Genomic DNA, 14,794 nt, shown 5'->3' with positions numbered 1-14,794 from the left:
TTACCATAATTTACAAGGAAAGAGTGTCGCCTTTCAACTGAATTTCCTCTTCCGAAAGCAGATGTTGAATCACTTGTCGGGCTTCGTCTTTATTCTTTGTAAAGTGTTTCATCAGTGCTTCGACACTTAATGGCGATTCTTTTAAAGATGCTTTTATTTGCGCTTCCAGTTGTTTGAAACGGTCGGAAGGTATGTCTTTTCTTTTTTCGATGCATACATCGCACAGGCCACAGTCGTGATCGTTCTTCTCTCCGAAGTATTCCAACAGCATTCTGCTACGGCATTTGTCATCGGAATCGGCATATTCAATCATCGCGTGGATGCGTGAGGCATAGCTCTCTTTTCGGTCTTCGTACACCTCTTTGGTGATAGGCAGATTTTCTTTCTCCACCCTATCCCTTGTATAGATGATGAAAGGAGTCCGTTTGTGAGGTATATAGTTAACAATATGACGCTTGGACAGATTGATGAGGATTTGGTACACCCGTTCCCGCTCCAGTCCGCTGCGAATGGCGAGAGAGTCTTCATTGATATAAGCATAGTCGGAGAACAATCCCGTATAAGATCGGAGGATAATACTGATTAGCTTATCGGTTTCTCCGTCTGAATCGTGCAACAGATACAATTCATCTCTTCGTATCGTAAAGATCAGTTGTGAGGCATTGTCTTGTTCCTCGGTATATTCCAGATAGCCGGTACGGGTAAGAATCTTCAAGGCACTGTCTGTTTGAACGGGGTAATGCCTGAACTTGTGGCAAAAGTCATCCAAGTTGAAGGCAAAGGTGCATCCTTCACCGTCTCCCATAGCCATTTCGAAGTAGTAGTTGATATGTTCATAGATATCTCGGCAGAAGTCTTTCTCAGGGAAAGTGTCGGGGATACGTTTGCTCAGCGCTTTTTTATCGCTCTTGGCATAGAGTAGTACGGCGTATGCTTTCTTTCCGTCCCGTCCGGCTCTTCCCGCTTCTTGGAAGTAAGCCTCGGGAGAATCGGGGAGGTCGACATGAACGACAATTCGTACATCGGGTTTATCTATGCCCATACCGAAAGCATTGGTAGCCACCATCACTCGAATTTCATCGTTAACCCAAGCCTTCTGGCGACTGTCTTTCACATCGTTATTGAGTCCTGCATGGTAGAATGTGGTCGTAATGCCTTGTCGGTTTAACAAGTCGGAGATTTCTTTCGTTCTTTTTCGGTTTCGGGTATAGACGATGGCAGATCCGTTCATGGCGGAGAGAATGTGAAGCAGCTCTTCGCGCTTATCTTCCGTTTTGCGAACCACGTAAGCCAGATTCTTTCTTTCGAAGCTCATGCGGAACACTTGTCCGTCGGTACGAAACCGAAGCTTCTCCTGAATGTCCTTAACGACCTGCGGGGTAGCTGTTGCGGTAAGTGCAAGGATAGGAACATCGGGAAGAAGTTCCCGTATATCGGCAATCTTCAGATAAGCTGGGCGGAAGTCGTACCCCCACTGTGAGATGCAGTGCGATTCATCTACTGTAATCATGCTCACCTTCATGCTGCGAAGTTTGGTGATGAACAGATCGGTACCTAAGCGTTCGGGTGAGATATAAAGAAACTTGTAATCGCCATAGACGCAATTATCCAAGGCGATTACAATATCCTCATGCGTCATGCCTGAGTAGACAGCTATAGCTTTGATGTTACGGTCGCGTAAATTGCGCGTCTGATCTTTCATCAGAGCGATGAGCGGTGTTATGACGATGCAGATGCCGTCTTTGGCCAAAGCAGGTACTTGAAAGGTGATGGACTTTCCTCCACCGGTTGGCATCAATCCTAACGTATCGTGTCCGGAGCCGATGCTGTTGATGATCTCCTCTTGTATTCCTCGGAAGCTGTCATAGCCCCAGTATGCTTTTAAAATTTCTTGATAAGTCATACTGTTTCCGTCTGCCGGATGTCTTCAATCTGCAATTGTACTTCTCCGTGCTTATGTGTATTCTCCTCAATGGAGTATATGATGTCGAACGCTCTTTTGGTTTTGATGTAGCGTGCTTGTGAACTTTGTCCGAAAGCAATGCCGTTCATGACAACGCTCGACTTGTTGTCCACCAGTTCCAATTTGATATGTTCCTGATTTCGTCCTACCACCTTGCTGGTTCCATAATCGAACACATGGCGTGTGCAGAACAACGGTTTATGGTTGTCCGGTCCGTAAGGGTTGAACTTTTTCAGGTCGGCAAAGAACTTGGGAGTAATGTCTTTAAAGTCGATGAGCGCATCGATATCGAGTATGGGAGATGTTTGTTCGTCGGAGATATGATTCATTACATATTCCTCAAACCGTCGACTGAAATCGGGAACATTTTCCACTTTCATGGACAGTCCTGCGGCATAGGTATGACCTCCGAAGTTTTCCAACAGGTCGCGACAGCTTTCTATGGCTTTGTATACATCGAATCCCGTTACCGACCGGGCAGAACCGGTAGCCATGTCATCTGCTCTGGTGAGTACGACGGCCGGTCGATAGTATGTTTCCGTCAGTCGGGAAGCGACAATGCCTATCAAACCTTTATGCCAATTTTCGTTATAGATGACAATAGATCGTTGTTTGTCCATACCCTCTTTATCTATAACAAGTTGGGTAGCTTCTTCCGTCATGGTTTTGTCAAGATCCTTACGGGTTTCGTTGTATTCATTGATTTGATTTGCTTTCTCTACAGCGGCAGCGAAATCTTTCTCAATCAGCAGTTCCACCGCTTCTTTACCGTTCTGTATACGACCGGACGCATTGATACGGGGACCGATCTTAAACACGATATCGCTCATCATGATTTCTTTGTTCTGCAGTCCGCAGATATCGATGATAGCTTTCAGTCCCACACTCGGATTTGAGTTCAATTGTTTCAGTCCGTGATAGGCCAGTACCCGATTTTCGCCCATGATAGGTACGATATCCGACGCAATGGCTACGGCAACCAAGTCGAGCAGCGGTGTGAGCTGATGAAAATCAATACCGTTGTTTAGCGCGAATGCCTGCATGAATTTGAAGCCTACGCCACACCCTGACAGATGTTCGTACGGATAAGTGGCATCCTTGCGTTTCGGATTTAGAATGGCCACGGCTGCGGGTAATGCTTCATCGGGTACATGATGATCACAGATAATGAAGTCGATGCCTTTCTTTTTAGCGTATGCGATGGCATCTACGGCCTTGATCCCACAATCAAGAACAATCACCAGTTTTACACCGGTTTCGTAAGCATAATCTACTCCTTGCTTTGACACTCCGTATCCCTCTTCATAGCGGTCGGGGATATAGTAGTCAATGTTAGAATAGAACTGAAGAATAAATTTGTAGACAAGAGCCACAGATGTTACTCCGTCCACATCATAATCTCCATACACTAAGATACGTTCTTTCTTTCCCATGGCTTGGTTCAGGCGGTCTACGGCTTTGCTCATATCCTTCATAAGGAATGGGTCGTGCAGTTCGCTTAGCTGTGGGCGGAAGAATCGTTTGGCCTCTGCGGTAGAGGTAATGCCTCTTTCCAACAGGAGCTTGCCGAGGATGGGATTGATTCCCACTTCTTTCGCAAGTGCCTTAGCTGCTTCTATCTGTTCTTGGGTTGGAGGTTGATAGTTCCATTTGAAATTCATTTTATATATTGTTTTTTCTTTTTTTGCTCTCAAAGATAGGTTAGATTGTAACGAAAGAATACTTCTACACCTATCAAACCGTAAAGTTAGAAAAAAACAACTAAAAATCGCCAATTCTATATTAAAATTTATAGAATTGACGATAATATACTTAAAAAGAGGGATGCTTATTAAAGCTGTACACCCAATTTCTTTGCAATTTCTGCCGGAAGAGCCTTTTTGTTAACAAGGATATTCATTGTTTTGTAACGAACGAAAGCCTTGGACGCATACCAAGTTCCGTTATATTTGCCGCTGTCTCCCCAAGAGTTCTTTACCATATAATATTCGGTACCGTTTTGATCTTTGGCAATGCCGTAGATTTGCATACCATGATCATCGGTGGTTTCCCAGTTGTCGTAAGCTGTCTGACGATCTTGTTGAGAGACCCATTTCTCAGGTCCCGGTTTGGTGGTTACCTGACGTTTCTCAGCAGGTAATTTCAGCCAATGTGCCATGTCGGTTCCGGCTGCTTCAGCCATTTTCTTTGTATCGGGAACAACAGCAACACCGTCGCGTGTGAAGCCCTGTTCACTAACATCGGCACCCCAAGCAATGGTATAGCCGTTATTAATGGCGTTGTCGAAAACCTCCATTAACTCATCAATAGGTAAATTGTATGACTTTGCCCAACGCCAGTTGTCTTGAACCTCGATAACAAACGGCTCATAGAATGGATGATGTGTAAACGATGTCAATGAAATGTAATCGTTAGGATTTAAGCCTGTCGACTCATAGAATGATTTCGGTGTATAAGTCTTTCCTTTGTATGTGAAAGATTCGGGAGCTTTGCCTAAGTAAGTTTCGTGAACAGCTTCTACGGCTTTTTTCCATAGGGCATTACCATCCTTATCGGTCTGTAACTTGCGGAGCTTACTCTTGTTGATACCATTGATCATGGCGTCTGTCAGAACGGAAAGCTCAGAGTGGTCGCTTAAGCTGTCACCATACATTACGCCCGGACGCAGCACTTCTTCAGGAACCAATCCGAAATGAGACATGCCATAGATTACATCATAGAAGGAGCCACCCTGTGAGAAAGAAACGTCACCATGCATGCGGACAGCAGCGTCGGCACGATCCATGTAAGTCTTCTCAACGATGTACATCTCCGACAAATCGTAGGTTCCTTTGCCCATACGGAGCAATTCAGACTCTAAGAAGCCCATGGAAGAATAGCACCAGCACGTACCGGCACGGTTCTGATTTTTTACTGAAGTGATAGGGTTAGCCTTGACGGTTGTGAAGACGAATCCTTCATCTTTTGTGTCTTTGTCGTCTTGAGCAAACGAACTGAAACTGATCAGTCCGGCTGCAGCTAATAATACTAATTTTTTCATCTTTATTGATTATATGTTGATTAATTATTTTTCATAAATTCTTCTATTTCTCTTACGCCGGCAGGAATACGTTCCGTACCTAAGAAGCGAGAGCCGTTTTTGGTAATGAGGATATCATCTTCGATGCGGATTCCTCCGAAGTCTTTATATTGGTCAATAGCATCATAGTTTAGGAAATCTTTATGCAGTCCGGTTGCTCTCCATTTATCGATGAGGGCAGGGATAAAGTAACATCCCGGCTCATCGGTGATGACAAAACCTTCCTGTAACTTTCTTCCCATGCGCAGGGACGCTAACCCAAACTGACCGGACGGGCGTACTTCGTCATCGTAACCAACATAGGTTTGTCCTAAATTCTCCATGTCGTGAACGTCGAGTCCCATCATGTGACCTAATCCGTGAGGGAGGAACAGTGCATGCGCTCCTGCTGCTACAGCGTCATCAGTGTTTCCTTTCATCAATCCCATATCTTTCAATCCCAGAGCCAGTCTTTTACAAACAGCTAAATGGACCGATTGATAGGTAATACCCGGCTTGGCCAACTCCAATGCAAGATCGTGGCAAGCGAGTACCAATTCGTAAACTTCTTTCTGACGAGGAGTATATTTGCCTCCCACAGGAATGGTTCGGGTGTTGTCGGAACAGTAGTTGGTATTCGATTCCGCGCCGGCGTCTACTAACATCAGCTTACCTTTTTCAAGCAGTGCTTCATGTCCGTGGTTATGCATGGTCTCACCATGTTGAGTAAGAATGGTGAGGAATGAAACCATGCTTCCGTATTGCGAAGCGATGCCGTCCAATGCACCGGATATAAGTTGTTCTTTTACGCCCGGCTTACACATTTTCATGGCTGTGGTATGCATCAGATAGCCGATGTGAGCAGCTTTATCCAGCTCCTCTATCTCGCATGGCTCCTTGGCGGAACGAAGGGCTACAATGGCCTTTATAAGCTCTACGGAGGCATATTGTCTGACTACCGACGAACGAATTCCCGTCAACTCTTCTATCATTAGGTAATGATCGAAACGGTATGGGGGAATGAAATGAATCTTTCTGCCTTTGGATACCGCTTCGGCAATCATCTTGCGGAGTTGTTTCAACGGATAGCTGTTACGGACGCCTACCTGCATCCCTAACTCTTTGATGCTCGGTTGAGGTCCCATCCAGATGATATCGTCCATGGTGACATCATCGCCAAAGAAATAATCTTTATTCGCGTCTACGTCTATCACGCCGGCCAAACCCGGAAGAGAATGTCCGAAGAAATAAAGGAATGTACTGTCCTGACGATATACGTAGGTATTGTCAGGATAATTTGCCGGTGCTTCATTATTGCCCAACAGTAGGATAATACCGCTTTGAATCTTCTTCCGAAGAGCTGCACGACGGTTTTTGTATATTGAAGTATCAAACATAGTATATGTGTTTTATATTATTTGTTTATTGACCTGTTTCGCAAAAGTAATATAATTTAATCAATTTTATACCCTTCAATCTCTTTTTTCGTTTATAAAGTTTAAATTTGTGCCATAAAAGAAGAATGATGTTTTTAATCGATGATAAAACAGGATTAGTGCTCGAAGGTGGCGGCATGCGTGGAGTATTCACTTGTGGAGTGCTCGATTATTTGTTGGACGAGAATATATATTTCCCCTATACGATAGGTGTCTCGGCAGGAGCATGCAACGGACTTTCGTATATGTCGCGCCAGCGTGGGCGTGCTAAGTTCAGTAATATTGACATGCTGGACAGATACCATTATCTGGGGATAAAATATCTTTGGTCTCAGCATAGCATTATGAATATGGATTTGTTGTATAATCATTTCCCTGAAGAGATTCTTCCATACGATTACAAGGCTTATGAGGAGAATCCTGCTCGTTTTGAGATGGTGACCACATCCTGCGTTACGGGACGTGCCGTTTATTTGGAAGAGAAGCACGACAGAAAACGGATTATCGATATCGTTCGTGCATCGGCAAGTTTACCGTTTGCCTGTCCTGTCGCGCTGGTCGATGGAGAACCGATGCTGGATGGAGGAATTGTCGATTCCATTCCGTTGGAGCGGGCTGTGAGTCAGGGTTGTCAACGGAATGTGGTGGTCTTGACTCGTAATAAAGGATTCAGAAAAAAAAAGAAAGACTTTCGCTTGCGCATGGTTTATAAGGATTATCCTCGGTTAAGAGTGGCGCTCAGCCATCGTTGCGAGAGCTATAACAGACAGCTGAAGATGGTGGAGAGATGGGAAGACGAGGGGAGAATCATAGTCATCCGTCCGCAAAAACCATTGGAAGTAGATCGGATTTGTAAGGACACGAAAAAGTTAACCACCCTTTACGAAGAGGGATATGAGGTAGCAAAGAACGTGTTTGAAAAGTTGTAATGGGAAAAGAGAATATATTACGGAAATCCGACTATCTTTGCAAACCGGTTCGGTCGGTGAACTTTTATAAAGGTGGAAAAAGAGGAGAAAAATATCAGTCGCAGAGTAGTTCTGAAGTTCTTTGAAACAACGGATGTACACGGCAACTTCATGGGATATGATTTTATCAATAATCATTCTTATCAGGGAGGTTTGGGCAAGGTGGATGCTTATGTTCGTCGTCAGAGGAAACTTTGGGGCAGGGAACACTGTATTCTGATGGACGGAGGAGATGTCTTGGAGGGACAGCCTTGTGCCCATTATGCCAACTTTGTTGATAAGAGCCTTTGTCATTTGGCTGCCGACGTGATGAATTTCATGGAATACGATGTTGTTGCTTTGGGTAATCACGACTTTGAAGTAGGACATGAGGTTTATGACAAATGGATTTCGAATGTGAATTTCCCTGTTCTGGGAGCGAATATCGTTCGTGATGACAATCATCAATCGTATACTGAGCCTTATACCGTTCTGGAGAAAGACGGGATACGCATAGCCGTTCTCGGTCTCATCACCCCTGCTGTTCCCATGTGGCTTCCTCATAAGTTCTGGTCGGGCATTCACTTTGACGATATTGTCGCGTCTGCTCGTTATTGGGTGGAGAAAATCAGGGAGGAGGAACATCCCGATGTGATGATCGGCCTTTTCCATACCGGCCTGAAAGAAGAGGGGTTGAATGGCTTTAATGAGAATGCTGCCGAGGAGATTGCGACCGACGTTCCGGGTTTCGATGTCATTTTTTTCGGTCACGACCATCGTCCCTGTGCGCAGGAGGTGGAGAATAAGGTAGACGGCCGGAAGGTGTTAGTGTTGAATGCAGGCGGTGCTACTCTTCATGTTGCCGAGGCGCAGCTGGTGTGCTTTGTTTCGGATCAGGGCGTAAAGGTAGAACATAAATGTGGCCAGTTGGTTTCTGTGGTCGATTATCCGGTGGATTTGGCTTTCGCCAAGCGTTACGCCGGCTTTAAAAAGGAAGTGAAGCATTATGTTTCTCAGAAGATAGGTAAGTTGGTTACCCCCATCAATGCGGCCGATTATTTCTTTGGTCCTTCGGCATTAGGCGATCTGCTCCACATGGTTCAGCTGAAAGACAGGGATGCCGATATTTCTCTTTCCGCTCCTCTGACATACGATGAGGTGGTGACTCCCGGCGATGTCCGTATCAGAGATATATTTAAGTTGTACCGTTATGAAAATCTGATAGAGGTGTTCCGTTTTACCGGAAAGGAGATTCGGGGAGCACTGGAGCGTTCGTACGACTTGCTGACCGATGTTGAGGCGGAAGGATCTGTGGGGAAGGTATTCTATATCACTTTCTCGCATAAGAATTTCTATTTGGGAGCGTTCAGTCCGTTCCTCATCACAGCCGCTGGCATAGAATATGAAGTGGATTTAAATAAACCAATGGGAGAGAAGGTAAGCATCCTGAGGATGACCGATGGAACACCGTTCGATTACGACAGGGAGTATCGGGTGGCGGTCAATTCGTATATAGGTAGCGGAGGCGGAGGCATTCTCACCGATGGAGCCGGTCTGACTTTGAAAGAGCTGGCAGCTAAGTGTCTGCTGATTACCCAGCAGGATATCCGGACTTGTATCATCAACTGTTTCAAGGAATCGAAAGAGCCGGTTGTTATCCCGTCGCTTACCAACTGGAGGTACGTGTGCGACAAGGAAACTAAAGAAGCGCTTTCGGCTGATAAAAAATTGTTATGGCCGGACTCTTCCAAGAGGTCGAACAATGAAAAACATGGCCGTCATTAAATAACTCATAAGTGTTATCTTCTCCAATTATCCATATCATATTATCGTTTCTCCTTATGAATTCGGCATATTTGCTTATCACTTAGCGGAAAGAAACCGTATACGATACGGAAATTTAACATGCAAAGATAAAAAAATCACTTAAAATGTTTTATTTTCTTAAAAAATATCGTATATTTGCAAATAAGTTTTAATAAAAGTGCGAAAAGATGCGGTTGAGGTTAGTGACTAAATATGGTGCTGTTGTGTGTGTGCTTCTATTTTGTTTGGCGATGGGTGTTTATGCCTATATGAGCCTGAACGACGCGGAGCACAGCCGTGAACTGAATCTTTTTGAACTTGTTCCCTCCGATTGTAACAGCTTCCTTGCCAGCGATAATGTCAATACCATTATTTCGGAATTTGATGAAATCAGTTTTCAGAAAGAATTGCGTTCTTTCCAGTCGAACAGTTTAATGGACTTTTTCATTCAAACCCTTATCAATGAATCGTCGGAACATCTGCATAATATAAGTAATGTGATAAACGGAGTGGTAGTGTGTTATTACGACACCTTGGAGGCGACCGATGACGTAGTATTGTTCCGTACGGTGCGTGAAGGGAAGAATATGCTGGCCGACATATTGAGGAGTGATTTCTTAGCAGGTAATGAAAGGGAAGAGAAATACCGTCACGAAGATATTGTTATTTATCCGTTGAAGTCCCATGGCTTCTTATCCACTTACTCCGGCAACGGGGTCTTTGTCATGAGTTATGAGAAGTATCTGATAGAGAAGGTGATTGATGCTTATTTGGATAAAAAGAGTGTCATGAACGATCCGGTATTCCGGCAGACTCCGACGGTAAAGACGCTGCACAACTATGTCCGCCTGTACACCCGTTGCCCATTCACTCCCGTACCCAATGAACTGACAGGGTGGAGCCTCTTTGAAGTGAAGGTTAACAGCGATGTGATTTATCTGACCGGTGAGAGTTATTGGAAAGACAGCCGGAAGGCTCTGGACGAGGCTCACAGTTACTTCAGGAGCGTTCCTGATGTGCTGGAAGACCGTTTGGTTATGTCGGCCGATCATGATTCCATTAGCACGTATATGAGCCAGGTTCCACAGTGTTTTGCCGACCATCTCTTGTTCGGGCAGTGTGTCAAGTCATTGTCGCCCGACGCCTCTTACATATTGGTTGCCGATGGAAATATCATAGCCGACGATACCCTTCGCTTCACTCCTTATTTCTCGCGGTATATGCTGAGGAATATGGAACATTTCCGTCCTTTCATTCTATCCTCGCAGATATCCGAGTCGGAGGGCAGGTTATCGAATCTTATCGTGCTTACCTATAAAAAGTGATGTTGTTAATAAGCAGCTTGGAATTCTTTCAGGAACCGTGTGTCGTTCTCCGAGAAAAGTCGTAAATCGTTGACACGATATTTCAAGTTGGTAATACGCTCCACACCCATTCCGAAAGCATAGCCCGAATACACTTTACTGTCTATGCCGCAAGCCTCAAGAACGTTAGGGTCGACCATGCCGCACCCGAGAATCTCCACCCAACCGGTGCCTTTACAGAAGGCACAACCTTTCCCTCCGCAGATGTTACAACTGATGTCCATTTCCGCGCTTGGTTCCGTGAACGGGAAGTAGGAAGGGCGCAGACGTATCTTCGTGTCCTTTCCGAACATCTCTTGAGCGAATGTCAACAGTACCTGTTTCAAATCGGCAAAGCTGACGTTCTTGTCGACGTATAGCCCTTCCACCTGATGGAAAAAGCAGTGCGCGCGGTAACTGATGGCTTCGTTTCTGTAAACACGTCCAGGGCAAATAATTCTGAGCGGCGGTTGATGTGTCTCCATGTAATGCGACTGATCGCCTGATGTATGGGAGCGTAGAATGATATTCTTTGTAACGTCGTTCGGATTCGTCTCGATGAAGAATGTATCTTGCATATCGCGCGCAGGATGATCGGCAGCGAAGTTCAGCATTGTGAACACGTGCTTATCATCATCAATCTCCGGGCCGTTGGCAATGGTGAATCCCATGTGATTGAAAATATCAATGATTTGATTCTTTACAATGCTCAGCGGATGGCGTGTACCGAATTCAACAGGATAGGCACTTCGGGTTAAATCCATGCCGGCAGATGAATCATCGGCTGCTTCAAATTGCTTCTTCAGGTTATTGATGCGTTCTGTAGCTGTTTGCTTCAGCTCATTGATTTTTATGCCTATCTCGCGCTTTTGGTCGGCTGCCACCGTACGAAAATCCGCCATCAGTGCATTGATCTCGCCTTTTTTACTCAAATACTTTATCCGAAGTGCTTCTAATTCCTCTGCGTTAGCTGCTTGAATTTCTTTTACTTCGTTGAGCAACTGCTCTATTTTGTCTGTTAACATAGTTCTTATTTTTTATTGTCTGCAAATTTAAGGAATTAAACGGAATTATTTGTAGAAAAGAATAAAAGAATTCGTAATTTTGTGCCGTATTTTTCTTAGAAGAGTTTTTTATAGGGAAATGAGAGAATTATTATGGGGCGTGGTGATGGTTGCGCTAACAGCCTCGTGTAAAGGTATAAATAAAGTAAACGAGCCGGAAGGTGTTCTTGGCGACTCTATCGAGTCATCGACAAGTAATGATTCCATAGCGAGATTTCGGGTGGAGGAAGAGGAAAAGATTCCTTCCTCGGTTGATGGAAGTTTTGCCGACTTTATCTATACTTTCTCGCGCGATGCCCTCATGCAGAAGTCGCGTATCGATTTTCCTCTCACCTGCGTTAAGTCAAACAAGAAAACGTATATCAACGCTAACGAGTGGAAGTTCGATCCTATCTTCAGTCACATGGAAACCTACACGGTTATCCATACTATTGATAATGATGCCGATATGGAAGAAGATACGATAGCCGTCACTGCTCAGTTAGAGTGGATTCTGTTGAAGGAGAAGCAAGTCAAGAAGTATTGCTTTAATCGCCATCAGGGGCGTTGGAGGCTTCATGAGATAGCGTATAGTGCCTTGAGTGAGACTGACTCGATAGTGGGGGGAGAGGACTTCTATCATTTCTATTTCCGCTTTGCGAACGACAGTGTCTTTCAAACAGAGCGAGTGGCTAACCCGTTGAAGTTCATTACCTTCGATCCTGATGATGAGTTCCGGATGCTGGAGACTACATTGGAGGACGGACAATGGTTTGCCTTTGCGCCGATATTGCCTCCCGATACGCTGACGAATGTAATCTACGGACAGGTAATGCCATCGAAATCGAATCTTCGTGTCTTGGAGCTGAAAGGGAACGGAAACGGATTTAATAATGCATTATACTTCAAGCGGAAGAACGGTCAGTGGAGACTGATTGAATTTGACGACTTGAGCGATTGACAGGAGATTATGAAAATGACCATCTTAGGAACAGGAACATCATGCGGAGTGCCCGAGGTAGGGTGTACGGGACCGGTGTGTACCAGTACCGACCCGCACGACAAGCGACTGCGTTGTTCGGGAATTCTCGATGTGAACAAGGCGCGTATCCTTATCGACTGCGGACCCGACTTTCGTGAGCAGATGATACGCCTGAACGACTTCAAGGCGATAGACGCTGTGCTGATTACCCATGAGCATTATGACCATGTGGGAGGCATTGACGACCTTCGTCCGTGGTGCCGGTTCCGTACCATTCCCATCTATGCCGACCACCGTACGTGTGAGCATCTTAAGCAACGGATGCCTTATTGCTTTGGCGAGAATCTGTATCCGGGAGTTCCCCGAATTACGCTCACCGAGCTTCAGCCCGATATACCCTTTATGGTGAGTAATCTGCAAGGGGATAAGGTAGCAATCTATCCGTTGCGGATTATGCACGGACAAATGCCTATCCTCGGGTTCCGTATCGGTAGAATGGCTTGGATAACCGATATGCTGACCATGCCCGAGGCGAACTACGACAAGTTGAAGAATCTGGATGTATTGGTGATGAATGCCCTCCACATAAAGGAACATCCTACACACCAGAATTTAGCTCAGGCGTTGGAGAATGCTCGGAGAATAGGTGCCAAGGAGACGTATTTCATTCACATGAGTCATAAGATGGGACTTCATGCCGAAGTGGACAAGGCGTTGCCTGACCATATTCATTTGGCCTACGACGGGCTGACGCTCTCTATCTGATTTATTTGACGTGTGGAGTCAGTGAGTACTTGCACACCCCGTTTAGTCCACACTCCCCACACTTAGGTTTTCGGCTCTGACAGACATACCGTCCGTGCAACAACAGCCAATGGTGTGCCTTGGCTATGTCTTCCGTAGGGATATATTTCTCTAAATACTTCTCTGTGGCCAGCGGAGTGGCGCAACTATCGGGAACTAATCCGACGCGATGACTTACTCGGAATACATGGGTGTCGACAGCTATCACTGCCTGATGGAATACGGTGCTCAGCATCACGTTCGCCGTTTTCCGTCCTACCCCCGGCAACTTTAGCAGGTCGTCCATGTTATCGGGTACCTCACCGTTGAACTCGTTCACTAACAACTTTGCCATCTCCACCAAATGCTTCGCCTTACTGTTCGGGTAACTTACGCTGCGGATATAACCGAATATCACTTCGGGCGTGGTGGCTGCCATCGCTTCGGGAGTGGGGTAGTCGCGATAGAGGGGGGGAGTAATCATATTCACCCGCTTATCGGTACATTGCGCGCTCAGAATGACGGCCACCAACAGTTGGAACGAATCTTTGAAATGCAATTCCGTACGTGCCTCCGGTATTTCTTCTTTCAGGTATGCCAATACTTTCGTGTAGAGTTCTTTCTTAGTCATGATATATATTACGTGGATTCGAGTTCTGTCAGGTGCTACGGAAATCTCAGTCTCCTTGACTATCCCCCCTTTGATTCTTTACTACAAAGATAATAAAAAAAAAATATAAAGTGTAACTTTGCAACCGAAAAAATGATGAATCTATGGAACGAAAAGAAGAACAACTGAAGGTCCTTGGAAAGAAGACCGAATATAAAGTCAACTATGCTCCCGAAGTGCTCGAAGCATTCGAGAACAAGCACCAAGAGAACGATTATTGGGTACGGTTTAACTGTCCCGAGTTCACCTCGCTTTGTCCCATCACCGGACAGCCCGACTTTGCCGAGATACGTATAGAGTATATCCCCGACGTGCGCATGGTGGAGAGCAAGAGTTTGAAGCTCTACCTCTTCAGTTTCCGGAATCATGGCGACTTTCACGAGGACTGTGTGAACGTCATCATGAAGGACTTGATCCGGCTGATGGACCCGAAGTACATTGAGGTGACCGGATTCTTTACGCCGCGAGGAGGCATCAGTATTTACCCGTATACCAACTACGGACGTCCGGGAACGAAGTACGAGCAGATGGCTGAATATCGGTTGAAAAATCACGACTTGAAATAACCACCCTTAGTCACTGCGCGACACCGGCCAATTGACTTTACTTTATAAATATAAATTACCGTTACGCCTGATAGGGAAAGAGCCTGCTTTTTCCGGTTTTCAGGGCGGGCTCCCTGTTCGGGAACGAAAAACAAAACCCGTTCGATTTTTTTCGCACTTTCCGGAAAAGCAGGCTCAGGACAACCTAAAACAGCGTT

Annotated in this window: 13 protein-coding genes; 6 read left to right on the top strand and 7 right to left on the bottom strand. The window is 45.4% G+C overall.

The window, feature by feature from the left end; genetic code table 11:
- Positions 1 to 10: 10 nt before the first annotated feature.
- From LO761_RS04425 to LO761_RS04410, 4 genes are all read right to left on the bottom strand, one after another.
- A complete protein-coding gene (locus LO761_RS04425) occupies positions 11 to 1,903 on the bottom strand; it encodes a RecQ family ATP-dependent DNA helicase (protein WP_272817126.1) in 1,893 nt (630 codons plus the stop codon).
- A complete protein-coding gene (recJ, locus tag LO761_RS04420; protein ID WP_272817125.1) occupies positions 1,900 to 3,624 on the bottom strand; it encodes a single-stranded-DNA-specific exonuclease RecJ in 1,725 nt (574 codons plus the stop codon). Before recJ ends, LO761_RS04425 begins: the two co-directional genes overlap by 4 nt.
- A 170-nt stretch (positions 3,625 to 3,794) precedes the next feature.
- Positions 3,795 to 5,003 carry a C1 family peptidase gene (locus LO761_RS04415; protein WP_272817124.1) on the bottom strand — a complete coding sequence of 403 codons (1,209 nt, stop codon included), beginning with the start codon at positions 5,001 to 5,003 and terminating at the stop codon, positions 3,795 to 3,797.
- Positions 5,004 to 5,023: 20 nt separating this feature from the next.
- A complete protein-coding gene (locus tag LO761_RS04410) occupies positions 5,024 to 6,418 on the bottom strand; it encodes an aminopeptidase P family protein (RefSeq protein ID WP_272817123.1) in 1,395 nt (464 codons plus the stop codon).
- 125 nt (positions 6,419 to 6,543) lie between these two features.
- Between LO761_RS04410 and LO761_RS04405 the strand changes: the two genes are divergently transcribed.
- The 3 genes from LO761_RS04405 to LO761_RS04395 all read left to right on the top strand — a co-directional run bounded on the left by LO761_RS04405 (position 6,544) and on the right by LO761_RS04395 (position 10,535).
- Positions 6,544 to 7,386 (top strand): patatin-like phospholipase family protein, encoded by an 843-nt coding sequence (locus LO761_RS04405; protein WP_272817122.1) that lies wholly within the window; start codon positions 6,544 to 6,546, stop codon positions 7,384 to 7,386.
- A gap of 72 nt (positions 7,387 to 7,458) precedes the next feature.
- Complete coding sequence (locus LO761_RS04400) at positions 7,459 to 9,189, top strand: bifunctional metallophosphatase/5'-nucleotidase (RefSeq protein WP_272817121.1); 1,731 nt, start codon at positions 7,459 to 7,461, stop codon at positions 9,187 to 9,189.
- 209 nt (positions 9,190 to 9,398) lie between these two features.
- Positions 9,399 to 10,535, top strand: coding sequence for a hypothetical protein (locus tag LO761_RS04395; RefSeq protein WP_272817120.1), 1,137 nt, complete (start codon positions 9,399 to 9,401; stop codon positions 10,533 to 10,535).
- A 5-nt stretch (positions 10,536 to 10,540) separates the two neighbouring features.
- Here the strand turns inward: LO761_RS04395 and pheS are convergent, their stop codons facing one another.
- Positions 10,541 to 11,578, bottom strand: coding sequence for a phenylalanine--tRNA ligase subunit alpha (pheS, locus tag LO761_RS04390; protein WP_272817119.1), 1,038 nt, complete (start codon positions 11,576 to 11,578; stop codon positions 10,541 to 10,543).
- 118 nt (positions 11,579 to 11,696) lie between these two features.
- On the opposite strand from pheS, the gene LO761_RS04385 reads away from it, so the two are divergent.
- Together LO761_RS04385 and LO761_RS04380 are read left to right on the top strand one after the other, a co-directional pair.
- Entirely contained in the window at positions 11,697 to 12,557 is an 861-nt protein-coding gene (locus tag LO761_RS04385; RefSeq protein WP_272817118.1) for a DUF4348 domain-containing protein, read from the top strand.
- Positions 12,558 to 12,566: 9 nt separating this feature from the next.
- On the top strand, positions 12,567 to 13,343 hold the full coding sequence (locus tag LO761_RS04380; RefSeq protein ID WP_272817117.1) for an MBL fold metallo-hydrolase: 777 nt from the start codon (positions 12,567 to 12,569) through the stop codon (positions 13,341 to 13,343).
- 1 nt (position 13,344) lies between these two features.
- Here LO761_RS04380 and nth read toward each other — a convergent pair whose 3' ends face one another.
- Positions 13,345 to 13,992, bottom strand: coding sequence for an endonuclease III (gene nth / locus LO761_RS04375; protein ID WP_272817116.1), 648 nt, complete (start codon positions 13,990 to 13,992; stop codon positions 13,345 to 13,347).
- Between the two features lie 143 nt (positions 13,993 to 14,135).
- On the opposite strand from nth, the gene queF reads away from it, so the two are divergent.
- Positions 14,136 to 14,597 carry a preQ(1) synthase gene (gene queF / locus LO761_RS04370; protein WP_272817115.1) on the top strand — a complete coding sequence of 154 codons (462 nt, stop codon included), beginning with the start codon at positions 14,136 to 14,138 and terminating at the stop codon, positions 14,595 to 14,597.
- On the opposite strand, the gene LO761_RS04365 is transcribed toward queF, so the two are convergent.
- Positions 14,582 to 14,794 (bottom strand): hypothetical protein (locus LO761_RS04365; protein WP_272817114.1); only part of this gene is annotated, 213 nt, incomplete at its 5' end. The two genes, queF and LO761_RS04365, sit on opposite strands and share 16 nt — an antisense overlap.

Source organism: Phocaeicola oris (assembly GCF_021295095.1).
Lineage (GTDB): Bacteria > Bacteroidota > Bacteroidia > Bacteroidales > Bacteroidaceae > Phocaeicola > Phocaeicola oris.
The sequence above is the reverse complement of the archived record's forward strand: the minus strand, read 5'-3'. Positions and strand labels throughout refer to the sequence as shown.

Coding starts and splice junctions, on each gene's coding strand:
- LO761_RS04425 (WP_272817126.1), bottom strand. CDS start 1,903: ATGACTTATCAAGAAATTTTAAAAGCATACTGGGGCTATGACAGCTTC.
- recJ (WP_272817125.1), bottom strand. CDS start 3,624: ATGAATTTCAAATGGAACTATCAACCTCCAACCCAAGAACAGATAGAA.
- LO761_RS04415 (WP_272817124.1), bottom strand. CDS start 5,003: ATGAAAAAATTAGTATTATTAGCTGCAGCCGGACTGATCAGTTTCAGT.
- LO761_RS04410 (WP_272817123.1), bottom strand. CDS start 6,418: ATGTTTGATACTTCAATATACAAAAACCGTCGTGCAGCTCTTCGGAAG.
- LO761_RS04405 (WP_272817122.1), top strand. CDS start 6,544: ATGATGTTTTTAATCGATGATAAAACAGGATTAGTGCTCGAAGGTGGC.
- LO761_RS04395 (WP_272817120.1), top strand. CDS start 9,399: ATGCGGTTGAGGTTAGTGACTAAATATGGTGCTGTTGTGTGTGTGCTT.
- pheS (WP_272817119.1), bottom strand. CDS start 11,578: ATGTTAACAGACAAAATAGAGCAGTTGCTCAACGAAGTAAAAGAAATT.
- LO761_RS04385 (WP_272817118.1), top strand. CDS start 11,697: ATGAGAGAATTATTATGGGGCGTGGTGATGGTTGCGCTAACAGCCTCG.
- LO761_RS04380 (WP_272817117.1), top strand. CDS start 12,567: ATGAAAATGACCATCTTAGGAACAGGAACATCATGCGGAGTGCCCGAG.
- nth (WP_272817116.1), bottom strand. CDS start 13,992: ATGACTAAGAAAGAACTCTACACGAAAGTATTGGCATACCTGAAAGAA.
- queF (WP_272817115.1), top strand. CDS start 14,136: ATGGAACGAAAAGAAGAACAACTGAAGGTCCTTGGAAAGAAGACCGAA.